A 23,981-nucleotide genomic window follows, 5' to 3' on the forward strand; every position below is an offset into this window, starting at 1 on the left:
TGAATAGCATCGTCATCCATCCATGCAGCACGATGGTGTAGCCGTAGGCGGCAATAGTTCCTGGCAGCGCATTGGTTTCTACCAGGGAGTTGTGCGGATCGGTATCGATAATCAGCAGTTTCCCGTCCCAGTCAGGGATGGTGTCGTGGCCGTATTGCCACATCCAGGTGGCTTCTAATCTGAACATATTGCAATTGATTGATGGTTTGCGGGTGCAAATATACAAAGAAAATGCGAGTTATTTCCGTTTCAATCAATTTTTCTTCCGTTTAGGTTTACAATTGTATAAATAATTATGTGTAACTTTGTCCCCAAATGACTATCAAACATTAATATTTACCTAAAATAAAACAGATTATGACAAAAGAAGAAGCATTGAAACAGTTCGCTCAGTTAGGCGCTGTATGGTTTGGCAACAGTAAGCAACATTTCGCATTCTCGGCATACTGCCGTCTGCAGGGCTGGAACAAGTTGGCCGACAAGTGGAAGGAAGAGGCTGAAGAGGAATGGGACGAGGCAGAGGAAGTGCTGCAGCGCCTGGTAGAGCTCGGCTGCAAGCCCGCTGAACTGCAGGAGGCCATGAAGACCCAGGAGTTCCCCTTCTACGATGATCCCAAGCAGCAGATAGAGTCTGACTACGAGCCCACCGCCATTAAGCAACTGAGCGATTTGGCAGCAGCCTTCGCCGACGACTATCCCACGCAGAAACTGATCCAGAAGTGGATTGACGGCGAGAAGGACCACATGGCTTGGGAAGCACAGTATCTGAACTACATCGAGAAACTGGGCTACGAAAACTTCCTCACAGCGATGATGTAAACAGGTAAACAAAAAATAGAAGCAATTATGGAAGGAATTCAGAAAGTTTATGATTTCTTAGAGAAGGCTGGAACATTCTATTTGGCTACAGTGGAAGGTGACCAGCCCCGTGTGCGTCCTTATGGTGCTATGTTGTTCTTTGAGGACAAAATCTACATTATGGCATTTGGCAAGACCAATGCCACCCGTCAGATTGCAGCCAATCCCAAGGCTGAGATCTGCGCCTTCAAGGGCCAGACACTCCGCATCGCATGTACTTTGGTGGAGGACAATCGTCCTGAAATAGGCAGAGCACTTGTCGATAAGATGCCCGTGCTGAAACCTGCCCTCGGTGAGAATGGCGAGAACGGCGTGATGTATTATCTGAAGGATGCAAAGGCTGATTTCTTCAAGATGATGGAGTTGGTAGAAACAGTTAATTTCTAATCGGCAACAGACTATGAAAGAACAAGTATTAAAGGCTATGCGCGAGGCTGGAAAACCAGTTTCCGCCGGTGACGTAACTAAGGCGTTGGGTGCTGACCGCAAGGAAGTGGATAAGGCATTTGCAGAATTGAAGAAGGAAGGTGCTATCGTATCACCCGTGCGCTGCAAATGGCAGCCCGCCTGATCATCTCATGGCATCGATAGGTGCATCTGCACCGCGACGCAAATAACTTTTTTCTTCAGGCGGCAAGCAAGGTGACTGAGCCTTTGGGCTGAAAGACACCGATACTTGCCGCCCTTTTTTAATCCTAAAACGAAAGAACGATATGACAAAGTTCAAATGTCCCTGCAAATACACCTACGACCCCGAAAAGGGCGATCCTAAGCAGAATATCCCTCCCGGCACTCCCTTTGAGGAACTGCCCGACACATGGCGCTGCCCCCGCTGCAAGCGTAAGAAAGAGAAATTCACCCCAGTAGAAGAATAAATCAAGAATTATGGATATCAAAGCAGTAAAATTCAGAAAAGACGGATTCTATACTCAGCCTTTCGTCATGGGTGGCGAAGGTGGTGATTTTGATCAGAATATCCGCTATCGCGGCAGTTTGCAGAATTGGCTGATTGACACTGGTTCAGAAGTTATTCTTGTAGATACAGGCATCCCCGCAGGTACACCAGAAGAAGTTCCCGATGAGAACTCATTCGGTTTTACTGGCAAGGACATCTGCACCTATATGGAGGCCTTCGAGGCTCTTGGATATAAGCCTGAGCAGGTGACGAAGATCTTGCTCACTCACCGCCATGCAGACCACAGTGGAGAACTGAAAAGCTTCCCGAATGCAAAGGTCTATGTGAATCAGGACGAGACAGATGCTGCCGAACTGCAGGGACTAACAAACATCGTGCCAGTCACCTACACCGATGGACCATATTACAACTTCCCTGAGGCTCAGAAAATTCAAGATGGCATCTACCTTATCAAGGCTAAGGGGCATACCAAGGGCAACAGCATCATTATTGTCGAGAACGAAGGCCTGTTCTATATGCTTCACGGCGATATCACCTATGTGGATGAGGCTCTCTACGAAGACAAACTGTCTGTGGTCTATGATGACCTGCCAGCAGCCCGCGAGACGCAGAATCGCATCCGTGAGTTCATCCGCAATCACCCCACCGTTTATTGCGGCACTCACACCCCACAGGGCTATGAGAATCTGGAGGCCAAGCGCGTGATGGATCTGGATAATCCTGTGCCAACTATTCTGGCCGAAGTGGACTTCTCCAAGCAGGAAGCTTCTGGCAAGTATGTCTGCTCCATCTGTGGCTATGTCTATGACCCCGCAGAGCACGATGGCGTGGCCTTTGAAGACTTGCCCGACGACTGGCGTTGTCCTCGTTGCAAGCAGCCGAAGGAGAAGTTTAATCCGGCATAAAATAGGAGGGCTTCGGCTCTCCTTTTGCAATTCATCTTATTTAAGTATTGCATAATCCAAAGAAAAGTTGTATCTTTGCGCAGTAAAACTGCGCGAAGTAGCTCACGATGACAACGACATTGATTATAGGACTGTTGATTCCGCTGCTGGGCACGATGCTTGGCTCAGCCTTTGTGTTCTTCATGCGAGGCGAGATGTCGATGCGGCTACAGAAGACGTTGCTGGGCTTCGCATCGGGTGTAATGGTGGCGGCATCGGTATGGTCGCTACTGATTCCTGCAATGGAGATGGGAGCAGATAGTGGCAAATGGAGTGTACTGCCTGCGGCTGTGGGTTTCCTGTTGGGTATGGGCTTCCTATTGCTTATCGACGAACTGACGCCGCACCTGCACATTGGTACTGATAAACCAGAAGGTATGCGCTCGCACCTGTCGAAGACGGCAATGCTGGCCCTTGCAGTAACTATTCACAATCTGCCTGAAGGTATGGCTGTTGGTGTGGTGTTTGCTGGTGCCGACAGCGGCGTGACGAATATCTCCCTTGCCAGTGCCGTCGCCGTGTCGTTGGGTATCGCCATCCAGAACGTGCCCGAGGGAGCTATTATCTCTATGCCGATGCGAGCAGCAGGCAACTCGCGTTGGCGCTCGTTCCTGATTGGTTCGCTGAGTGGCGCCGTAGAACCCGTAGGCGCCATTGCTGTTCTGCTGTTGGCATCCCTGCTGCTGCCTATGATGCCCTACATGCTGGCCTTTGCCGCTGGTGCCATGTTCTATGTGGTAGTCGAGGAACTCATCCCTGAAGCCTCCAGCGGTCAGCACTCTAATCTCAGCACTATCGGCTTTGCCATTGGCTTCGTCCTGATGATGGTGCTTGATGTGGTGATGGGTTAGGCCAGAAGTTTACAGATGTCCTCCAGATACTTGCGGTCTATGTCATCGAATGTAGCCAACCGCTCGCTGTCGATGTCAAGTACCGCCATCACCTTGCCGTCGTTGCCAAATACAGGCACTACAATCTCAGACTTCGACTCGCTGCTGCAGGCTATATGACCAGGGAACTGTTCAACGTCTGGCACGATGATGGTCTCTGCTCTTTGCCAGGCTGTGCCACACACGCCCTTGCCGTATGGGATGTGCATACAGGCGACGGGGCCTTGGAATGGGCCAAGCACTAACTCCTCATTGTTGACTCGATAGAACCCCGTCCACCAGAATCCCATGGTTTGGTGGATGGCCGCTGCCACATTGCTCATAACGGCTATTATGTCCTTCTCGCCCTCGATGAGTGATGCAATCTGGCTGACCAGTAACTTATATTGCTCTTCCTTCATATCCTATTATTTCTTAAAACTTGGGGCAAAGTTACGAAATAATGAAGAATAATTCATAACTTTACACGCAGATTTAATATGTTTTGTGAAAACGGTGAGATTATTAAAGAGCATTTAAAAAACCAAATTAAAATTACCAAAAAAGGATGGATTTTAAAAAGTTTTATCTATATTTGCAGTCAAAATCAAAAGCTCGACATTATTTATGAAGAAAACAGTTTTATCGATTGCAATGATCTGTGCTGCCCCAGCGCCTTCAGAATCTTCTTGTTCGTAAACTTCTTGAAGTCGCGCAGGATGTCGCCTACCGTCTGCTTGCCCTCTGCTGAGACCACCATGTGCAGGTGGTTCGTCATCAGCACTCAGGCGTAAATCCTCAGCCCCTTCTGCCGCTGGCAGTAGTCGAGCGACTCCACGACGACGTGGCGGTACGTCGGGCGCGAAAAGATGTCCACCCAGTCGATGACCGTTGAAGTAGTGAAGTAGAGGGTTGTGGTGAGGGGAGTCATAGTGCTACTTATCAAAATCATATGGCTCCATCAACGTGCTCAAGCCTTCTTGGTAAATGATAAAATAGTGACCTTTCGGCAAGTCCTTGATGTTAATGCGATAGATATTTTCCTTGATAGGATAAAGCGTTGTAGGTATGAAATCGCTTGAGCTGTCCTTGACACCTAACGGAGAGCTTGACCAGCAAGTTGCCTCTCGGTTGCCTTTTTTAACTTTCAGTTTCATCACTCTAAAAAACTGTGGCTTCAATTGTAAAGTGTCCATGACTTCTATGAAGATGTCGTCTGTATTGGTCAATTTCGTTTTGGCTTTATCACCGAATAAAACTATCTTGGCCTTGTGTGCCATGAAACCGGTAAGTTTTGTGGAAGCATGCTCATTCTCTGGAATAACTATTCGGATGCTGTCCTTGTCATAATAAAATGCTTTGAACAAATGCTCCACAGTTTGAGAATCCTGTGCCCATCCTGTGCTAGCGATGAGTAGAAATAATGTTAGCTGTAGTAATCTTCTCATATGTTCTGATATTTAATCGAATTACAAATTCTTATACTCACGGCAGGCGAATTGCAAATTCGCCTGAACGGCAGTCAACGCTTCCTTATGTCGTTCTATGTCGGTCGGTCTATCCGCATTCCCGCGGTTCCCGCGCCTACACGTAGCCTTTCATTTCGTTGTTCGTTGTTGTTTATATCCTCCCGGCGTACAAATTCTCGACGGGGAAAATCATGTCCCAGTTCTTACCCCACACGATGTTGCCGTTGTCGATGGTGAAGCGGCTGAACTTGCGGGGGTCGAGGTACTTGTTGTATTGCGGGTGGGGATGGCGGCGGATGAAGTCGCCGATGTCCACCGTCCGCACGGTGTTGTCGCTGAACGTCAGGCTGACGGTCAGGTTGCCCATGTTCTCCGCCTTGGTGATGAAAAGTCTCTCCATGTCTGTTCCTCCCTATAGTTTCTTCTTGATGTTCGTACTGCGGACGCTCTGCTTCAGAATGAAGAACTTTACCCACTTATCGATGATGTTCTTATGGTATTTGCGAATGAAAGCCTCTGCCGTGCGCTTGTCCTTCTCCGTCAGCGGCTCGGCTCCGTGCTTCTCGCGCACGTGTATCTCAGCCAGCTCGCCGTTCATCATGATGAGGTCGAAGATGCTCTCCCTGCCCCCGTGGAGCACGTGGATGTGTATTGGCTCGTGCTCGTTGGAGTAGAAGTAGAATATGAATCCGAAGTATTCGAATATCTTTGGCATAATCTTTTCGTTTTGTTGTTTACGTCGGTAAATATACACATATTTTTGCAAACAATCAGCATTATTTCTTAAAAAGTAACAACATTTAACGTAAAGCGCGTGCAATTGAGCTACGCTCGATGGTTTTCACGCTCGGCAAAGCTCGAATTTATTCGGCTTTGCACTCGCTTAATCAAACCATTTGTCACAAATCAGTGCTGTTTATCCCAAATGTTTGGCAGTCTCGACAATTATGCGTATCTTTGCAGTCAGAAATCAATAACTCAACACCGTTTATGAAGAAAACAGTTTTATCGATTGCAATGATCTGTGCCTGCATCATGGCTGCAGCACAGAAGCCTGGCATCCCCCGTGATGCGGCGCTGGAGGCGAAGGTAGAGAAGACGCTGGCCAAGATGACACTCGACGAGAAGATAGGTCAGATGTTGGAACTGAACTTCGACATCATGGGTCGCTACGACGCTACAGGTAAGTGGAAACTGAACGAGCAGATGCTCGACACCCTCATCTCGAAGTGGAAGGTGGGCTCTATCCTCAACGCCCCTGGCACCCGTGCCGCGAGTGTGGCCCAGTGGCAGCAGTGGATTCGGCTGATTCAGGAGAAGTCGATGACGTATCTCGGCATTCCTGATATCTACGGACTGGACCAAAACCATGGTGTGACCTATGTTCAGGACGGCACGCTCTTCCCACAGCCCATCAACCTGGGTGCGTCGTTCAATACCGAGCTGGCTCGCAGAGGCGCTGAGATTACAGCCTACGAGAGTCGTGCGGCCAACTGTCCTTGGGTGTATAACCCAGTGGTTGACCTGAGTCGCGACCCACGCTGGCCTCGTGTCTATGAGAGCTTTGGCGAGGATGCCATCGTCAACGCGAAGATGGTGGTGGCTGAGATCAGAGGCTATCAGGGCGATGATAATAACCACATCGACCAGTATCATGTAGGTACCAGCACCAAGCACTATTTCGCTTACGGTGCCCCCTGGTCGGGTAAGGACCGTACCCCAGCTTACCTATCGCCACAGATGATCCGCGAGAAATATTTCGAGCCATTCAAGCAGGCTGCCCTCGCTGGCACCCTGACCATCATGGTCAACTCGTCGTCAATCAACGGCGTGCCTGTTCACGCCAGCTACGAGTACCTGACCAAGTGGCTGAAGGAAGACCTGCAGTGGGACGGATTCATGGTTACCGACTGGGCCGACATCAACAACCTGTTCCAGCGCGAGCATGTGGCTAAGGACAAGAAGGATGCCATCCGCATCGCCATCAATGCTGGTATCGATATGTCGATGGACCCCTACAGCATTGACTTCTGCATCCTGCTGAAGGAGCTGGTAGAGGAGGGTAAGGTGAAGATGAGTCGTATCGACGATGCCGTCCGCCGCATCCTGCGTGCCAAGTATCGTCTGGGCCTCTTCGAGAAGCCCAACACTGGTGGCAAGGGCTTCGAGAAATATGGTTGCGCCGAGTTTGCCGCCGCTGCCCTCCAATCCGCCGAGGAGTCCATCGTCCTCCTGAAGAACGAGGGCAATATCCTGCCTCTGGCTAAGGGAAAGAAGATTCTGCTTACTGGTCCTAACGCCAACCAGATGCGCTGTCTGAATGGTGGTTGGAGCTACACCTGGCAGGGTTCACGTGCAGAGGATCTCTCAGAGAAGTACAACACCATCTACGAGGCCCTGTGTAATAAGTATGGTAAAGAGAACATCATCCTGGAGCAGGGTGTGACCTATAACGAGAATGGTTCATACGATAAGGAGAACGAGCCACAGATTGACAAGGCTGTGGCCGCTGCTGCCAATGCCGATGTCATCATCGCTTGTATCGGTGAGAATTCTTATACTGAGACGCCTGGTAACCTGAGCGACCTGTGGCTGTCGGAGAATCAGCGCAACCTGGTAAAGGCACTCGCCAAGACTGGCAAGCCCATCGTGCTGGTGCTGAACGAGGGTCGTCCCCGCTTGATTGCTGACATCGAGCCATTGGCAAAGGCTGTGGTTGATATCCTGATTCCTGGTAACTACGGTGGCGACGCACTGGCTAACCTGTTGGCTGGCGATGCCAACTTCTCTGCCAAGATGCCTTACACCTATCCTCGCGAAATTAACTCGCTGAACACCTACGATTATAAGGTGTCAGAAGAGGTGGGTACGATGGCTGGCGCTTACAACTACGACGCGAAGGTGTCGCTGCAGTGGCCCTTCGGCTATGGCCTCAGCTATACCACCTACGAGTACTCGAACCTGAAGGTAGATAAGAAGCAGTTTACTGCCGCTGACGTGCTGACAGTAAGCGTGGATGTAAAGAATACTGGCGCCAAGGCCGGTAAGGAGGCTGTACTGCTTTACAGCAGCGACCTCGTGGCATCTATCGTACCAGACAACAAGCGTTTGCGCGACTTCACTAAGATTGAGTTGCAGCCAGGCGAGGTGAAGACCGTTACCTTCCAGTTGCCTGCCAAGAGCTTAGCCTTTGTAGGTGCCGATGGTAAGTGGACCCTTGAGGAGGGCGACTTTATCCTGAAGGTGGGCAACCAGACCGTAGGTACTGCGTGCACACAGACAAAGATCTGGGACGAACCAAATATCTAACGATGAAACAGGAAATCAACCCCAAGGATACCAAAAGAGCCATCGCCTTCGAACTGTGGACGAAGTCGCCCATGCCGATGGTGACATTCACGAAGACCTTCGATGTGACGCGACTGCGTAAGGTGAGTCGTCAGCGCGGCATGAAGTTCAACATGCTGCTCTGCTGGTGCATCGGCAGGGCAGCATCAAGGATAGAGGAGTTTTACATGTTACCCCAAAACGGGAAACTGTACAAATACGACCGTATGGCCATCAACGTGATAGCTGACAACGTCAAGGGCGGACTCAGCTTCTGCGACGTGGCCGTATGCGACGACCTGGAGGCGTTTAATGCCAACTACCTGCATCTGACAGAGACCATCAGCAAGACCTGTCAGGACATCCTCGACGAGGAAGCCGTTATCGTTGGCACATCAGCCGTCACAGACACGGAGCTCGACAGCATCACCAACCAGTATAGCGGCATCTTCACCAATCCCTTCCTGGCCTGGGGCCGTTATCGCAAGCATTGGTTCAAAGTAACTTTGCCCATCTCCTTCCAGTTCCATCATGCCCAGATGGACGGCTCGCACGCTGCCCGGTTCTTGGAAGAACTGCAAAAAACTATCAACACGATATGATGAACCAGATGCTACCCCAGCACTACTCGTCATGCAGAATATATGGAATTGTCCTGTTCTCAGTTCCCAATATTTATTTGAAAATTTTCTGATGAGAGTACCTTGAACGAACTTAGAGGTCAATGCGCAGGCATAGCATAGTCAGGTCATCGTTGGGTTCCTCTCCATTGCGGTGCTTCTCCACCTCCACCCGTAGTGCCTCTATCACCTGCTGTGAATTCTTGAACTGCGTATGGCGTAGCGTTTCCAACATACGTTCCTCACCAAACTGCTGCAAGTTGGCGTTTTCTGCCTCTGTCAACCCATCGGTATATACAAACAGCGGACGTCCCTTGATACATGCTATTTCCTCCTCTACATACTCCAGTTCAGGCCACAGCCCCACCGGAGCGTTAGGTTCGATGTCAAGGATAGTGCCACCTGCATCATCGCCGCCCAACACGGGGGGGTTATGTCCTGCATTGCAGAACACCAGCCGTCCTGTCTTCAGGTCGAGCAGGCCGATGAACATGGTGACGAACATGCCGTGTGTCACTCTCTCGTCGGTCATCTCGGCATTGATGCATTGAGCTATCTGGGCAGGCTGTTTCTCCTGCGTGGCTAGCGAGCGGAACAGACGAGTGGTCTGAGCCATTACCAGCGAGGCTGGCACACCCTTGCCCGAGACGTCGCCCACGCAGAAATAGAGATAGTCGTCCACCAGGACATAGTCGTAGAGGTCGCCGCCCACTTCTTTAGCCGGTTGCATATAGGCATAGAGGTCGATACCCGGTCTGTCGGGGAATACGCTGGGCACCATCGACATCTGTATGCCGCGAGCAATGATGAGCTCGCTCTCGATGCGCTCTTTGGCAGCTGTGGTTTCGCGCAACTGGTCATAGGCCGTCTGCAGCTCGTTGAAGGTGGCCTGCAAGCGTCGCTGTGCCTTGCGGCGATGGATGATGTAGAAGATGAAGAAGACCGTGACCAGCAGCGATACGGCTATGGTGCCTATCAGCCTGTGGCGCGTCAGGTTTACCTGCTGATTGGCAATCTCTCGCTCCATCTGCTGTGTGTCATAAATGATGGCCAGTTCGGCGGCATCGCTCTGTTTGGCTTGTGCAATGGCGGTATCGAGCAACTCGAAGGCTTGTGTGGCTACCGCCAATGCCGAGTCGTTGCGTCCTGACTTCAGGTTGGCAAAATATTTCGATGCGAGGAAGCCCTGGATGTTGTCGAGCGAATAGTCCATGCCCCACTCATTCAGTACGCCGTCCAGATTGCGGTAGTTGTCGGCAGCTTCAGCATAGCGGTTGGTGGCCATCAGGTAGCCTGTTGCGTCAATGCGTCCATAGCTGCTCCGCCCATAGTCGGTGGCTTTGTAGGCACTATAGGCTGCCGCAGCCTCGTCTTCACGTCCCAGGGCCTGCAGCGCCACCGCATATTGCAAGCTGAGACGAGTCTGAACATGATTGGCAAAGGCCTCGCTGGCTCCCTGTTTTGCTTTGTAGGGCGCTATCAGACTGTCAGTACGGTCTGTCCATACGAGCACCTCATCGTAGTGTTTTGCGTGCAGATAGCCCAGAGCAGTGTTGAAGGCATCGACGATAGCATGTCGCAGTCCATTGGCGGTGCTGTCGGCCTCGGCCACCTGCATGTATTTCTTGAAAGCCAGGTCGTAACTGACGGCAGCATTGTCGTGTCTTCCCAGATTCAGTTGACATTGGCCTATAGACTCGTGCAGGATGGCATGAACAAGGTCGAGGTTGCTGTTGGTCTCCTCCATCTTTGTGACAGCAGGCAAGGCAATACGCAGGGCACCCTCATAGTTGTGCTTGTTCACCAGCAGGTTAGACAGTGATGCCGCCGACTGGTAATAAAAGTAGATATCCTTAGGCGACGGGTTCTGGGTTATCATGTTTTTCTGCCAGCACCATTCGGTAGTGCGCAGCTGCTTATTCTTGCTATAGGCCAAACCACGATAGTAGTTTGCCGCCATTGCCGACAGAGCCTTGACCTTTTCAAGGCTATCTACGACGAACAGGGTGCGCTGGTGGTCTTCACCATCTAACAGGTCAATAACCATTCTGCAGGCCTCGTTGTCCTCGGGGTCTTTCATCGTTGTGTCCTCGCTTCTCTCATGTATCTGTTCAAAGTGACTCTTGTCGTTTCCACATGAAAACAGCAGCAAAGCAGATAGCATCCAAAAGAATATCGGTCTTTTCATGTTTATCTTTATTTTTCTGCAAAGATAAACATAATTTCCGATTATTATCATGTTTTTTCACTTTTTTTCCTATTTCTTCTTTTGATTCGTTCTTATTTTGTACCTTTGCCTCAAATTGAGTACTAACTAATTATAACGCGTCTGTTTACAAATAACAACCATTTGCGAATAGATGGAAGGAAATATGAAAAAGAATTTGTTTACATGGTATTCTCATTCAAAACAACCAGAAGATTGTTAGGAAATAGTGGAAGCCTGTTGGCGGTGAGAGGCAGAGCGTTGGCTCTCGCGGTATTCGTGGCTGCCTGTTTCAGCTTGCAGGCCCAAACGCTGACAAACGATCAGGTGCTGCAGCAGAAGGACAGCGCCTTCTTCCTGTCGGCAGAAGCCCGTAGGGTAGGTGAGCAGTTGTTGCTTTATCAGCGAGACACTGGCGGATGGCCGAAGAATGTCAATATGGTGAGGCCGTTGACGAGTGAACAGCAGGACAGCGTCAGACGGCAAAAGGTTCGCCTTGACGATTCGACTATCGACAATAAGGCCACGACGATGCAGATGACGTTTCTGGCACGTCTGTTTCAGCAGACTCATGACAACCGCTATCGTGAGTCGTTCCGCAAGGCTATGGCCTTTCTGTTCAGCGGACAATATGACAATGGCGGATGGCCCCAGTTCTGGCCCAAGAACCATCATTATCAGGTACACATTACTTATAATGACAATGCGATGGTCAATGTGCTCAAGCTTATCCGCGATGTCATGAATGGTAGCGAACCCTATGGCAACGGCTTGGTTGACAGTCAGATGCGAGAGCGTACGGCAACGGCTTTCAACAAAGGCATCGACTGCATCCTGGCCACGCAGATAGTGGTCAACGGAGAACCTACGGTATGGTGCCAGCAGCACGATGCCGTGACGCTGCAGCCTGCCAAAGCCCGTGCCTATGAGTTGCCGTCGCTTTGTGCGATGGAGAGTGCCCATCTCGTCATCATGCTCATGCAGATTCCCACCCCCGACGAGCGTATCGTCCGAGCCGTCAATGGCGCTATGAAATGGTATGACGACCACATGATTACCGGCTACAGGCTGGAGCACTTCTGGGCAAACGGAAAGCAGGATGTCCGCATTGTAAGGGATGATGATGCAGGGCCGCTATGGGCGCGCTTCTATGATTTGGAAAAAGGCGAACCGTTCTTCTGCGACCGTGACGGGAAGCCCAAGCGCCGTCTGGAGGATATCGGATATGAGCGCCGCACCGGCTATGCCTGGTATAACGATAAGCCTAAGGAACTGTACAGTATGTACGAGATGTGGGCAGAGAAAAACAGAATAGCAAACAGAGTGTCCTTTATTCATAATCGTCAATAAAGGAGTTAGTTAAGTCAAATAGTGATAATGATATCCAGCTTGTCAGGGGCATGAAGAAGAAATGTCCCTGCCAAAGTTGTTTTTTTTCGCTTTTGTTGGGCGTTACACATTTTTTTATTACCTTTGTCCCCACAAAAACAAAGATAATAATATGAGAAGATTTTTGACTGACTGGCTGGTGCTGCCTGCTGTGGGTATGGCTGTGGTGCTGAGTGCCTCGTGTGGCGAGGAGAAGCAGCAGAGACAGCAGCAGGCTGCTGACTACCAGACCATGGTGGTGGGCCAGAAAGATATGGTGCTCGAGCGACAGTACTCGGCGCGGTTGACGGGTAAGCAGATTGTAGAGGTGCGTCCGCAGGTGTCGGGCTGCATCACCCGCATCCTGACGGGCGAGGGCGAGGCCGTGAAGAAAGGGCAGACGCTGTTTGTCATCGACCAGGTGCCCTATAGCGCAGCCCTTGAGGTGGCGGTGGCTACTCGTAAGAGTGCCGAGGCCCGGTTGGCTACGGCCCAGATGAACTACGACAACGAGCGGCTGCTGCAGGAAGGTCGCGTGGTGGCCGACATGTCGGTGCAGACCATGCAGAACGCCCTGCTGGAGGCTCAGGCTGCCCTGGCACAGGCCAAGGCGCAGGAGGTGAACGCCCGCAACAACTTGAGCTATACCGAGGTGAAGAGTCCCGTGAGTGGCGTGGCATCGATGATTCCCTGGCATGTGGGCTCGCTGGTGAGCAGCAGCATTTCAGAGCCGCTGGTCACGGTGGCTGACGACTCGGAGGTCTATGTCTATTTCAGCATCAGCGAGAGTCAGGCCCTGGACCTGGTGACGCAATATGGCAGCATAGAGAAATTCATTGCCGAGGCGCCGATGGTGAGTCTGCGTATGAACAACGGACAGTTGTATAGCGAGCAGGGACGCATCAGCGCCGTGAGCGGTACGGTGGACGACAAGACGGGTGCCGTAGCTCTGCGTGCCACCTTCCCCAATGTGGGTGGACTGCTGCATCATGGTGGCAGTGGTACGGTGGTGGTGCCCACGCACCGCAAGGACTGCATCGTCATTCCGCAGGAGGCTACCTATGAGTTGCAGAACCGTATGTTTGTGTATAAGGTGGTCAACGGCAAGACGAAGGCTACGCCCATCACGCTCTATCCGCAGAACAACGGTAAGGAGTATATCGTGGACGAGGGCCTGCAGGTGGGTGACACCATCATTGCCGAGGGTGCAGGACTGCTGAAAGAAGGGATTGAGGTGAAAGGTGAAAAGTGAAAGGTGAAAGGTGATGAACGTTAGGACATTTATTGATAGGCCAATCCTTTCCGGAGTGATAAGCGTGCTGATGGTGCTGGTGGGCATCATCGGACTGAGCAGGCTGGCGCTGGAGCAGTTTCCTGAGATAGCACCACCCACGGTGAGAATCATGGCCTCGTATACCGGTGCCAATGCCGAGACGGTGCAGAAGAGCGTGGTGGTGCCTCTGGAGGAAGCCATCAACGGCGTGGAGGGTATGATGTATATGACGTCGAGCGCCTCGAACAATGGTACTGCCTCGATAGGTATCTTCTTCCGTCAGGGTACCGACCCCAACATGGCGATGGTGAACGTTCAGAACCGTGCCGCCACCGTGCAGGGCCGACTGCCGAGTGATGTGGTGAAGAGCGGACTGACGGTGAGAAAGCGTCAGACCTCAAACATCAAGCAGATGGCCGTTTATAGTCCCGACAGCACTTTCGACCGTGCTTTCCTGGCCAACTATACCAAGATTAATATTGAGCCGCGTCTGAGCCGAATACCCGGCGTGGGCGAGGTTAACGTGATGGGTGCCGACTACTCTATGCGTATCTGGCTCGACCCGCTGAAGATGGCGCAGTACGGACTGACGCCTGCCGACATCACCCAGGTGCTGAACGAACAGAACGTGGAGGTGGCCACAGGTACGCTGGGCGCCGAGAGCGACAATACGTTCCAGTATGTGCTGAAATATCGAGGTCGCTATGAGGAGGAGCAGGAGTATGCCAACTTGGTGATACGCTCGCTGCCCGATGGAGACGTGCTGCGCATTGGCGACATTGCCCGTGTGGAGCTGGGTTCGCAGAACTATAACATCATTGCCGAGACCAACGGCTGTCCGGGTGTCAACATCAGCATCAATCAGGTGGCCGGCTCTAATGCCAACGAGATTATCAAGCAGATTGACGCCGAGGTGGAGGAGATACGTCACTCGCTACCGCCAGGCATCGTCATCGAGGACCTGGAGTCGAAGAAGGACTTCCTCGACGCTAGCATCGCCTCGGTGGTGGAGACGCTGCTCGAAGCCCTGCTGCTGGTCATCCTGGTGGTGTGGCTGTTTCTGGGCAGCTGGCGCTCAACCATCATCCCTGCTATCGCCATCGTGGTGTCGCTGATAGCCACGCTGGCCGTTATCTACGCCATCGGCTTCTCGCTGAACATGCTGACGCTCTTCGCGCTGGTGCTGGTCATCGGTACGGTGGTGGACGATGCTATCGTGGTGGTGGAAGCGGTGCAGACGAGGCTTGAAAGGGGTGAAGGGAGTTTGGTGAAAGGTGACGGGAGAATAGAATCATCGTCAGAACTATCCTCCCTTCACCCTTCACCTGTCACCAATCACCAAATGACAGAGGAGGCCATGAAGAATATTACCTCCGCCCTGATTACTACGACGCTGGTGTTTATGGCCGTGTTTGTGCCCGTCTGCTTCATCAGTGGCGTCACGGGCACGTTCTATACGCAGTTTGGACTGACTATGGCCATCGCCGTAGCCATCTCGCTGTTCAATGCGCTGACCCTCTCGCCGGCACTCTCGGCTATCATTATGCGCGACTCGAAGCTGAACCGCTTCCAGGCCGCCTTCAACCGTGTGTTTGTGGCGTTCTCTGCAAAATACAAAGGTGCTGTAGGTCGTTTTACGCATTATAAGAAGGTGGCTGCCCTACTTGTGGTTCTCGCCCTTGTGGCCTTGGGTTGGATGATGAAAACCACTCGTACAGGACTGGTGCCCAACGAGGATATGGGTACTGTATTTATTAATGTGCAGGCGTCGCCAGGTAGCAGTCTGCAGCAGACCTACGGCATCCTCAAGGAGGTGGAGGCACGCATCAAGGACCTGCCGCAGTTGCGCATCTACTCGCTCGTTGCGGGCAACTCTAACAGCTTTGAGCAGTCCTCGTCGAATGGTAACTTCACGCTGAAACTGAAGAAATGGGACGAGCGCACCGGCAAGGGCGATGATGATCAGAGCATTGTGCAGGAGATATACCGCAGGACGGCCGACATTGCCAATGCGAAGATTCAGGTGAACACACAGAATATGCTGCCGGGTTTCGGACGTATCAATGGTTTTGAGCTGCATGTGCAGGACAAGCATGGCGGCACCATCCAGGAGCTGTACGACTATACCAACAAACTGATTGCTGCCCTGAATGAAAGGCCAGAGATCAGTAGGGCCTTTACCAATTTCTCGTTGAAGTATCCGCAGTATCGTGTGGAGGTGGATGCCGCATTGTGCAAACGGCGCGGCGTGAGTCCCAGCGATGTGCTGCAGGCGCTGAGTGGTTATGTGGGCGGCTCGTACGCCTCGAACTTCGTGCGCTTCACCAAGCTCTATCGTGTGATGGTGCAGGCCTCGCCTGAATACCGTCTCGATGCCGAGTCGCTGAATAATATCTTTGTGAGAACCAGTAGCGGCGAGATGTCGCCTATTGGTCAGTATCTGACGCTGACACGTGTCTATGGCTCCGAGACGCTCTCGCGCTTCAACCTCTTCCCGTCGATACAGGTGGGAGGTACTGCCGCCGAGGGTTATAGCAGTGGTCAGGCCATCGACGCCATCCGTAAGACGGCGGCTGAGGTGCTGCCCGAGGGCTATGGCTATGAGTTTGGCGGTATGACGCGTGAGGAGGCATCGTCGCAAAACACGACGGCGCTGGTCTTTGTGCTCTGTATCATCTTCATCTATCTGATTCTCTGTGCCCTCTACGAGAGTCTGTTCATCCCAATGGCCGTTATCCTGAGTGTACCCTTCGGACTGGCGGGCTCGTTCCTCTTTGCCAACCTGTGGGGACTGGAGAACAATATCTACATGCAGACGGGACTGATTATGCTGATTGGACTGCTGTCGAAGACGGCCATCCTGCTGACGGAATATGCCACCACTCGCCGCCGTCAGGGACTGGGTATCGTGGAGGCAGCACTTGATGCGGCTGCCGTGCGTCTGCGTCCTATCCTGATGACGTCGATGACGATGGTCTTCGGACTGTTGCCTCTGGCGCTGGCTACAGGTGTGGGCGCCAACGGTAACCACTCGCTGGGTGTGGGCACCATTGGCGGTATGGTCATTGGAACCATCGCCCTGCTGTTTATCGTTCCCGTGCTCTTCGTGGTGTTCCAGACCATTGAGGAAAAGGTAAAACAGATATTTAAGCCCAAGAATTAGTGTATTAGAGAATAATTTCGTAACTTTGCACCCGAAAATACGAAATAGCGTAAAATAAGAATGATTTCGTAAAGGTAAAAAGATATAGAGATGGCAAACAATTTGAGATTTCAGGTAGTGGCTGAGGCCTTTAAGAAGAAGGCCTTGGAGGTGAAGACACCTAAGGAGCGTCCGTCGGAGTATTTCGGTAAGTACGTGTTCAACAAGGAGAAGATGTACCGTTATCTGCCGAAGAATGTCTATGACGTCATGGTTGACGTGATTGACAATGGTGCACGACTGGACCGTAGTATTGCCGATGCCGTGGCCGAGGGCATGAAGCGCTGGGCTATGGAGATGGGCGTGACACACTACACACACTGGTTCCAGCCGCTCACAGAAGGTACTGCCGAGAAACACGATGCTTTTGTAGAGCACGACGGCAAGGGTGGCATGATAGAGAAGTTCAGCGGGAAACTGCTGGTACAGCAGGAGCCTGACGCATCGAGCTTCCCCAACGGCGGCATCAGAAACACCTTCGAGGCACGAGGCTATTCGGCCTGGGATCCCACGAGTCCTGTCTTTATCATTGATGACACACTGTGTATCCCCACCATATTTATTGCATATACGGGCGAGGCCCTCGACTATAAGGCACCGTTGCTGCGTGCGCTGCATGCCGTGGACAAGGCTGCCACCGATGTGTGCTCGCTGTTCTACGACGATGTGACCAAGGTGCAGGTGAACCTGGGCTGGGAGCAGGAGTACTTCCTGGTGGACGAAGGTCTTTACTCGGCTCGTCCCGACTTGCTGATGACGGGTCGTACGCTGATGGGTCACGAGAGTGCTAAGAACCAGCAGATGGACGACCACTACTTCGGCACCATCCCCGATCGTGTGCAGGCCTTTATGAAGGACCTGGAGATTCAGGCTCTGGAACTGGCTATCCCTGTAAAGACGCGCCATAACGAGGTGGCTCCCAACCAGTTTGAGTTGGCACCCATCTTTGAGGAGTGTAACCTGGCTGTTGACCATAACATGCTGCTGATGTCGCTCATGAAGAAGGTGGCAAGGAACCACGGCTTCCGCGTGTTGCTGCATGAAAAGCCCTTCGATGGCATCAACGGTTCAGGAAAACATAACAACTGGAGTCTGTCAGCCGATAATGGCACGCTGCTGCATGCACCTGGTAAGACGCCAGAGGAGAACCTGCGTTTTGTGACCTTCATCGTGGAGACGCTGATGGCGGTTTATAAGCATAACGGACTGCTGAAAGCATCAATCATGAGTGCCACCAACGCCCACCGTCTGGGTGGTAACGAGGCTCCGCCAGCTATTATCTCCAGCTTCCTGGGCACGCAGCTCACCGAACTGCTCGACCATATTGAGACGTCGGAGACCAATGAGCTGTTTAACCTGAAGGGCAAGCAGGGTATGGAGATTGACATTCCACAGATTCCCGACCTCATCGTAGATAATACGGACCGTAATCGTACGTCGCCCTTCGCCTTCACTGGTAACCGCTTCGAGTTCCGTGCTCCAGGTTCAAGTGTGAACTGCGCCAGCGCCATGATAGCCCTCAACGCAGCAATGGCAGAGAGTCTGGCATCGTTCAAGGAACGAGTTGATGCCAAGATTGCTGAGGGTAAAGAGAAACTGCCCGCCATCCTCGAGGTGCTGAAGGATGACGTGAAGACCTGTAAGCCTATCCGTTTTGATGGCAACGGCTATTCGGAGGAATGGGTGAAGGAAGCTGCACGTCGTGGACTGGATGTGGAGAAGTCATGTCCCGTTATCTTTGAGCATTACCTCGACGATTCAAGCATCAAGATGTTTGAGAGCACCAAGGTGATGAACCATAAAGAGCTGGAGGCTCGCAACGAGGTGAAATGGGAGATGTATGTGAAGACCGTACAGATAGAGGCTCGTGTGCTGGGCGATCTGGCTATGAACCATATTATCCCTGTGGCCACGCACTATCAGAGCCAGCTCATCAAGAACGTGCAGGGCATGAAGGATATCTTCTCGACAGCAATCTTCAATACCGAGAAGGCCACGCGCCTGTCGAGTCGTAATATGAAGCTCATCGAGGAGATTGCAGAGCGCACGGAGAAGATTGAACAATGGGTCGACGACCTCACCGAGGCCCGTCGTGTGGCTAACCGCATTGAGGATATCCACCAGCGTGCCATTGCCTATCATGACACCGTATGCCCCCACATGGAGGCCATCCGCAAGCAGATTGACAAGTTGGAACTCATCGTGGAGGACGGCCTATGGACGCTGCCCAAATACCGTGAACTCCTCTTCATTCGATAAAACAAAAATCGGGGCCCGCAGGCTCCGATTTTTTATTTCTCAATATTTATTTCTCGAAATGCTGGTAGTCTTTCTTTGACTTCCACTCGCCACCCCAGCTGAACCCGTGTTTGATAAACAGCTTGTAGCACAGGTCGCCCTTCGTAATCTTATAGGGGTTCTGGGCGTTGCGGTCGGCATAGGGCTTACCAGTAGAGGGCTCCACCAGAAGGGTGCCATCCTTTTTGCGTGTCACGCAGGGGTTATAAAGCGGGTTGATGTCGATGGCCAGACCTTGGGCATGCTTCGATAGTTTTGTGCTGCCTGCAATCTTACGGTAGCAATAGCACGAGGTGTTGTTAGCCTGCATCGACCGCTCGTCGTCATTGTCGTATTCGGATATGGGACGTATGCGCTCTATGGGATATTTGGCGCGATACAACTCTTCAAAAATCTCGCGCAGGTCTTTTGTTATGCTCTTGTTGCAGATAATCACACCCTCGTGGTTGGAACCCTTGCCGTCCACGTAAGGCACCATCAGCGTGTCGAGTACCACCCCCGCAGGTTGTGCTTCCGCCTGGGGCATGAAAAAGCCTGCCAAACATTCTATAGTCAGCAATATCAGTAGTTTTTTCATACGTCGTCTTCTTTTTCGCTGACAAAGATAGTGCAAATTGACCGAAAAACCAAATTTATTTCCGATTTATGTGGTGTTTTCACTAATTATTAGTATTTTTGCAGCCGATATGGAACAGAAACGATTAGACGAAGTGCTACTGCGTAACGTAGCCAAGCTATCAAAATTGTCGCAGCGTGAGCGCGAGATGATGCCCAAGGGTACCGCACCATTACCATCGGTAGATGAGGTACGTCAGATAGTCAGCTTATGCAAGGACATCATCTTCACCGACTATTTCCACAAGCGGCAGAGTGACGAACAGATGCGTTCGCACCATATCGGCGTGAGCATGGACGAGCTTTACACCCTGCTGCGCCGTCAGGTGGCCCGTGGCCTGCAGTTCTGCGAGGAGTGTAATGAGAACGACGTGCTGAGTGCTGCCGAGGAGATTGCTCTGAAGTTTATCGACCAGTTGCCCGAGGTCAAGCGTCTGCTCTATACCGATGTTGAGGCCATGTTCCTCAGCGACCCTGCCGCCTCGAACTATGGTGAGGTCATCTATTGCTATCCCGTCATGAACACCATGACTCATTATCGTCTGGCCCATCTGTTGCACCAGATGCAGGTGCCCGTCATTCCCCGCATCATCACAGAGCAGGCTCACTCTAAGACAGGTATCGATATTCACCCAGGTGCCCAGATAGGCGAGTATTTCGCCATCGACCACGGCACTGGCGTCGTTATTGGTGAGACCACCATCATTGGCAACCACGTCACCCTCTATCAGGGTGTTACCCTGGGTGCTAAGAGTTTCCGCTATGATGAGAACGGCAACATGCTTAACATTCCCCGTCACCCCATCATCGAGGACCATGTCACCGTCTATTCTAACGCCTCTATCCTTGGACGCATCACCATCGGCCATCACTCCGTTATCGGTGGCAATATCTGGGTCACCAATGACGTACCGCCTTATTCACGCATCCAGCAGAGCAAGGCTGTTGATACCTCGTTCCAAGGCGGTCTCGGTATTTAAGGAAATGCTTATATTATATAATGAAAAAGAGTAAGGGTTATTCCTTGCTCTTTAATATTTCTGCGAAAATGCCGCTGGCTACGCTGATGCCATCCGGTTCTGCCAATTCGCGGGCATTATAAGTATTTGTGAAGTCACGATAGCCCTTCCTCCTGTAGTAGTCCCAGTCCTCAAATGTGGCGCTCTGTAAGTCGAACAGGATCTTGCTGTTGGAACCATTGTAGATGTATCCGTAGAAGTTATTGCTGTTCAACTCGTAGTCTATGATATAGACGGGATCCCACTTGGCATCGTCGTAGATGATGGTGATGTCGCCGTCGACGATGAACCATTTGAAGGAACAGAAAGCATAATTCTCTCGTGGTGATGAGAGGTTGCAGTCCAACTCGTAGCCACGGCCGCTGGTGTAGTAGGCGTCTTTTGACTCAAAACGCATCACAGTGGAATACTCGGAACCAGAGAAACCCCAGCGACTCTTGTAGTACTCGCTGATAGTTCCTTCCCAGTCGTGATTGCGTAGGGTTGAGGCGATATAGCCGTCTTCATCATTGCTGGAACAACTGGTAAAAGCTGTCATCGCCATTAGGGCAACAATCATCAGTTTGGTGTAGGTGTACATCATTTTCATCATTTTGAATATTTAATGATTAATGTTTAAAAGAGTTATTGGCTGCAAAGGTAATCATTATTTTTTGAATCTACAAGTTTTTTCCACTTATTTCTCTATAGGGACCTTGCTGATAAGGAAGGCGGCACAGGGCGTAAGAGCCGACAGCACCAGCGTGAGTACGAAGAAGGCGTTGTAGTCTAGAAGCGAGAGTAGGGGCGCAGAGACGAGGCACGACAGCAGGAACGAGAGCGCCATGAGTGACTTTCCCTGTTCGCGACGAGTCATCTGTTTGAGTATTGACAGATAGGCGGCGAATCCAAAGCCGTAAGACAACTGCTCTAATAGCACGCCGGAGCCAATATGGATGAGCTCGCGCGGCTGCCAGTAACTAAGGGCCACATATACGATGCAGGGCACCATCATGCTCAATACCATAGGCCACAGACAGCTGGATAGTCCGAAACGCGTGATCGCCTTGGTGCCGAGCAGCCCGCCAATGGTGAGACCTACGATGCCCACGATACCCATGACAAAGCCGAACTCCTGAGGCGACAGCCCCACGCCACCACGGCTATAGGTGTCGATAAGGAAGAGGATGCTGGCCTTGCCCGTCATGCCTTGGGCAAAAGCGTAGGCCAGCAGGAAGAACGTCACATAGCCGCCCTGAATAGAAGTGAGAGGCGAAGTGATTGTATTGTCGGAAGGTCTGAGCCTGCGGGTCAGTTTCCATACATGCCAAAAGAACAGCAGTAGGTAGATACCTGAGAGAAAATAGAACAGCACGCGCCAAGAGTAGAAGATGTCGTGACGGAAGAATACCTGCAGGTTGCCGGCCAGTACCAGCAACACGCCCTGGCTGACAATGAGGCCGAACTTGCGGAAGAGCTCCTGCACCACAGAGTGATGATAGGACAGAGGGCAGAGCCGTGCAAAGTTGTCGGCTGCTACGTTATGGATGGCGGTGAGCCACGACAGGAGCACCAGCAGGCTGATGGTGAGCCACAACGAGGTGAGCAGGAAGGCTAATAAGGCAAAGGTGAGTGCCAACAGAAACTGCGTAGTGAGAATGAGCAGTCGATAGTATTTTGATGCGATACGGGGCTTCCACCACACCTTGAGTACCCACGGCAGATAAAACAGCGACACGCTACACAGGGCCTCGGAAGCACCGAGCCCCATCTGCTTGAACAGGAGCAGCACGATGACGAATACCACCACGCGGGGCATGCCCTTTGCGAAAAACAAAGAGGAGAGCCAAATGGAGGTGCTGCCCTGACTGCTCATTGACACTTATAGTTTCTTTTTTCCAAACTCCGGATCAATCTTTAGGAAGGCACAGATGGCAAAGGTAACCAGACAGCATAGGATGGTCCAGATGAAGAAATGCTGATAGCCGATAGTTTCCTGTAGCCAGCCGGCCATCATGCCAGGCAACATCATACCCAAGGCCATGAAACCGGTGCACATAGCATAGTGGGCGGTCTTGTGCTCTCCCTCAGAAAAGTATATCAGATAGAGCATATAGGCCGTGAAGCCAAAGCCATAGCCAAACTGTTCGACGAAGATACAACTATTGATGATGAACATGCTGTCGGGCTGAACATAACTCAGATAGACATATACCAAGTCGGGCAGCGTGATGGCCATCACCATAGGCCACAACCACTTCTTCAGGCCACCCCGTGCTGCAGCAATTCCTCCAAGGATACCTCCAATAGTCAGTCCGATAATGCCAACGGTGCCATAGACAAATCCCACGTCGCCCGTTGTCAAGCCCAGTCCGCCCTTGTCAACGGGATCGAGCATAAAGGGATTGATGAGTTTTACCAACTGTGCCTCTGGCAAGCGATAGAGCAACATAAAGAGAATGGCTATCAGCACATTCTTCTTTGTAAAGAAGGTTCGGAAAGTCTCTATAAACTCGCGTGCGATGGTTCCAGCCGTAACATCCTTGGCAGGATGGTCTGATTGAGGCTTCGGCAGGATAAACTGATGATAGACAGCAGCCAAAAAGAACAACACCGACATGACAACAAACACCACCAACCATGCAAAGGGGATATTTCCAGATAGTCCCTCGAATGTTGCAACAGTCTCACCCTTGAGTTTGGGATCAACAGACACCAGTAATAAAGCCTGCTTGTCCCAGTTGTCTTTTGTAAACTCGAAGCGAGGTGACTTGCCATCCAACGAGATGCTTTGATCGCCACTCTTGAAGGCTATATTTAGGATCACTGGTTCACCATTCTGTGGCTGTTCTGACAACGAAACACCAACCATCTGCTGTCGAGGTGACAATGCCGACACTTCGCGTGGTGCTTCTCCAAAAGTCTCACGTACCCATTCTGTAAACGATGCCAGTTCTTGATCCATCCACCCTGTAGCATCTTCTTCTACAACAGCCTGTTCTACTTCTTTTTCTACAA

The 23,981-nt window shown here is 51.6% G+C and carries 23 protein-coding genes and 2 pseudogenes; 14 read left to right on the plus strand and 11 right to left on the minus strand.

Translation table 11 applies throughout. From position 1 onward, the window contains the following. The coding region (locus tag Q0R57_RS05175; RefSeq protein WP_294744343.1) for a hypothetical protein at positions 1-187 on the minus strand (187 nt) is incomplete at its 3' end. Between the two features lie 170 nt (positions 188-357). On the opposite strand from Q0R57_RS05175, the gene Q0R57_RS05180 reads away from it, so the two are divergent. From Q0R57_RS05180 to Q0R57_RS05210, 7 genes and pseudogenes are all read left to right on the plus strand, one after another. Next, positions 358-819: a ferritin-like domain-containing protein gene (locus tag Q0R57_RS05180; protein WP_294744344.1), complete on the plus strand. Its 462-nt coding sequence runs from the start codon at positions 358-360 to the stop codon at positions 817-819. Between the two features lie 27 nt (positions 820-846). Continuing rightward, positions 847-1,245: a pyridoxamine 5'-phosphate oxidase family protein gene (locus tag Q0R57_RS05185; protein ID WP_294744345.1), complete on the plus strand. Its 399-nt coding sequence runs from the start codon at positions 847-849 to the stop codon at positions 1,243-1,245. 13 nt (positions 1,246-1,258) lie between these two features. Further along, positions 1,259-1,429, plus strand: a complete 171-nt coding sequence (locus Q0R57_RS05190) for a transcriptional regulator (protein ID WP_294744346.1) — start codon at positions 1,259-1,261, stop codon at positions 1,427-1,429. A 142-nt stretch (positions 1,430-1,571) separates the two neighbouring features. Then, positions 1,572-1,733, plus strand: a complete 162-nt coding sequence (locus tag Q0R57_RS05195; protein WP_294744347.1) for a rubredoxin — start codon at positions 1,572-1,574, stop codon at positions 1,731-1,733. Between the two features lie 67 nt (positions 1,734-1,800). Further along, positions 1,801-2,427: pseudogene (locus tag Q0R57_RS05200) on the plus strand (MBL fold metallo-hydrolase); the annotation flags it as partial. Between the two features lie 90 nt (positions 2,428-2,517). Further along, the gene (locus Q0R57_RS05205) at positions 2,518-2,679 is read left to right on the plus strand and encodes a rubredoxin (protein WP_294744498.1); all 162 of its coding nucleotides are present in this window, start codon (positions 2,518-2,520) and stop codon (positions 2,677-2,679) included. A gap of 107 nt (positions 2,680-2,786) precedes the next feature. Continuing rightward, entirely contained in the window at positions 2,787-3,569 is a 783-nt protein-coding gene (locus Q0R57_RS05210) for a ZIP family metal transporter (protein ID WP_294744348.1), read from the plus strand. Here the strand turns inward: Q0R57_RS05210 and Q0R57_RS05215 are convergent. The 5 genes from Q0R57_RS05215 to Q0R57_RS05235 all read right to left on the minus strand — a co-directional run bounded on the left by Q0R57_RS05215 (position 3,566) and on the right by Q0R57_RS05235 (position 5,771). After that, positions 3,566-4,009 (minus strand): GAF domain-containing protein, encoded by a 444-nt coding sequence (locus Q0R57_RS05215; protein ID WP_294744349.1) that lies wholly within the window; start codon positions 4,007-4,009, stop codon positions 3,566-3,568. The genes Q0R57_RS05210 and Q0R57_RS05215 overlap by 4 nt on opposite strands. A gap of 203 nt (positions 4,010-4,212) precedes the next feature. Beyond that, positions 4,213-4,365 (minus strand): hypothetical protein, encoded by a 153-nt coding sequence (locus Q0R57_RS05220; protein ID WP_294744350.1) that lies wholly within the window; start codon positions 4,363-4,365, stop codon positions 4,213-4,215. Between the two features lie 157 nt (positions 4,366-4,522). Further along, a complete protein-coding gene (locus Q0R57_RS05225) occupies positions 4,523-5,035 on the minus strand; it encodes a hypothetical protein (RefSeq protein ID WP_294744351.1) in 513 nt (170 codons plus the stop codon). A 172-nt stretch (positions 5,036-5,207) separates the two neighbouring features. Continuing rightward, positions 5,208-5,456 carry a DUF2442 domain-containing protein gene (locus Q0R57_RS05230; protein ID WP_294744352.1) on the minus strand — a complete coding sequence of 83 codons (249 nt, stop codon included), beginning with the start codon at positions 5,454-5,456 and terminating at the stop codon, positions 5,208-5,210. A gap of 12 nt (positions 5,457-5,468) precedes the next feature. Continuing rightward, a complete protein-coding gene (locus Q0R57_RS05235) occupies positions 5,469-5,771 on the minus strand; it encodes a DUF4160 domain-containing protein (RefSeq protein WP_294744353.1) in 303 nt (100 codons plus the stop codon). A gap of 275 nt (positions 5,772-6,046) precedes the next feature. Here Q0R57_RS05235 and Q0R57_RS05240 point away from each other — a divergent pair, with 275 nt between their 5' ends. Then, entirely contained in the window at positions 6,047-8,365 is a 2,319-nt protein-coding gene (locus Q0R57_RS05240) for a glycoside hydrolase family 3 N-terminal domain-containing protein (protein WP_294744354.1), read from the plus strand. A gap of 2 nt (positions 8,366-8,367) precedes the next feature. Next, positions 8,368-8,985, plus strand: a complete 618-nt coding sequence (locus tag Q0R57_RS05245) for a CatA-like O-acetyltransferase, family 2 (RefSeq protein ID WP_294744355.1) — start codon at positions 8,368-8,370, stop codon at positions 8,983-8,985. 112 nt (positions 8,986-9,097) lie between these two features. Here Q0R57_RS05245 and Q0R57_RS05250 read toward each other — a convergent pair whose 3' ends face one another. Next, positions 9,098-11,191, minus strand: coding sequence for a PP2C family protein-serine/threonine phosphatase (locus Q0R57_RS05250; protein WP_294744356.1), 2,094 nt, complete (start codon positions 11,189-11,191; stop codon positions 9,098-9,100). Positions 11,192-11,425: 234 nt separating this feature from the next. Between Q0R57_RS05250 and pelA the strand changes: the two genes are divergently transcribed. From pelA to Q0R57_RS05270, 4 genes are all read left to right on the plus strand, one after another. After that, positions 11,426-12,559: a pectate lyase gene (gene pelA, locus Q0R57_RS05255; RefSeq protein WP_294744357.1), complete on the plus strand. Its 1,134-nt coding sequence runs from the start codon at positions 11,426-11,428 to the stop codon at positions 12,557-12,559. A 151-nt stretch (positions 12,560-12,710) separates the two neighbouring features. After that, on the plus strand, positions 12,711-13,829 hold the full coding sequence (locus tag Q0R57_RS05260; protein WP_294744358.1) for an efflux RND transporter periplasmic adaptor subunit: 1,119 nt from the start codon (positions 12,711-12,713) through the stop codon (positions 13,827-13,829). A gap of 13 nt (positions 13,830-13,842) precedes the next feature. After that, positions 13,843-17,013, plus strand: a complete 3,171-nt coding sequence (locus Q0R57_RS05265) for an efflux RND transporter permease subunit (RefSeq protein WP_294744359.1) — start codon at positions 13,843-13,845, stop codon at positions 17,011-17,013. A gap of 90 nt (positions 17,014-17,103) precedes the next feature. Next, positions 17,104-19,311: a glutamine synthetase III gene (locus Q0R57_RS05270; protein WP_294744360.1), complete on the plus strand. Its 2,208-nt coding sequence runs from the start codon at positions 17,104-17,106 to the stop codon at positions 19,309-19,311. A 46-nt stretch (positions 19,312-19,357) separates the two neighbouring features. Here the strand turns inward: Q0R57_RS05270 and Q0R57_RS05275 are convergent, their stop codons facing one another. Beyond that, positions 19,358-19,927 (minus strand): M15 family metallopeptidase, encoded by a 570-nt coding sequence (locus Q0R57_RS05275; RefSeq protein WP_294744361.1) that lies wholly within the window; start codon positions 19,925-19,927, stop codon positions 19,358-19,360. A 109-nt stretch (positions 19,928-20,036) separates the two neighbouring features. On the opposite strand from Q0R57_RS05275, the gene Q0R57_RS05280 reads away from it, so the two are divergent. Then, a complete protein-coding gene (locus tag Q0R57_RS05280; RefSeq protein ID WP_294744362.1) occupies positions 20,037-20,945 on the plus strand; it encodes a serine acetyltransferase in 909 nt (302 codons plus the stop codon). Positions 20,946-20,982: 37 nt separating this feature from the next. Here Q0R57_RS05280 and Q0R57_RS05285 read toward each other — a convergent pair whose 3' ends face one another. The 3 genes and pseudogenes from Q0R57_RS05285 to Q0R57_RS14725 all read right to left on the minus strand — a co-directional run. After that, on the minus strand, positions 20,983-21,576 hold the full coding sequence (locus tag Q0R57_RS05285) for a hypothetical protein (protein ID WP_294744363.1): 594 nt from the start codon (positions 21,574-21,576) through the stop codon (positions 20,983-20,985). A gap of 84 nt (positions 21,577-21,660) precedes the next feature. Then, the gene (locus Q0R57_RS05290) at positions 21,661-22,839 is read right to left on the minus strand and encodes a hypothetical protein (protein WP_294744364.1); all 1,179 of its coding nucleotides are present in this window, start codon (positions 22,837-22,839) and stop codon (positions 21,661-21,663) included. Between the two features lie 6 nt (positions 22,840-22,845). Continuing rightward, a pseudogene (locus tag Q0R57_RS14725) lies at positions 22,846-23,625 on the minus strand (MFS transporter); the annotation flags it as partial. Positions 23,626-23,981: the final 356 nt, after the last annotated feature.

The sequence above is a fragment of the uncultured Prevotella sp. genome (assembly GCF_946407605.1).
Classification (GTDB): Bacteria; Bacteroidota; Bacteroidia; order Bacteroidales; family Bacteroidaceae; genus Prevotella.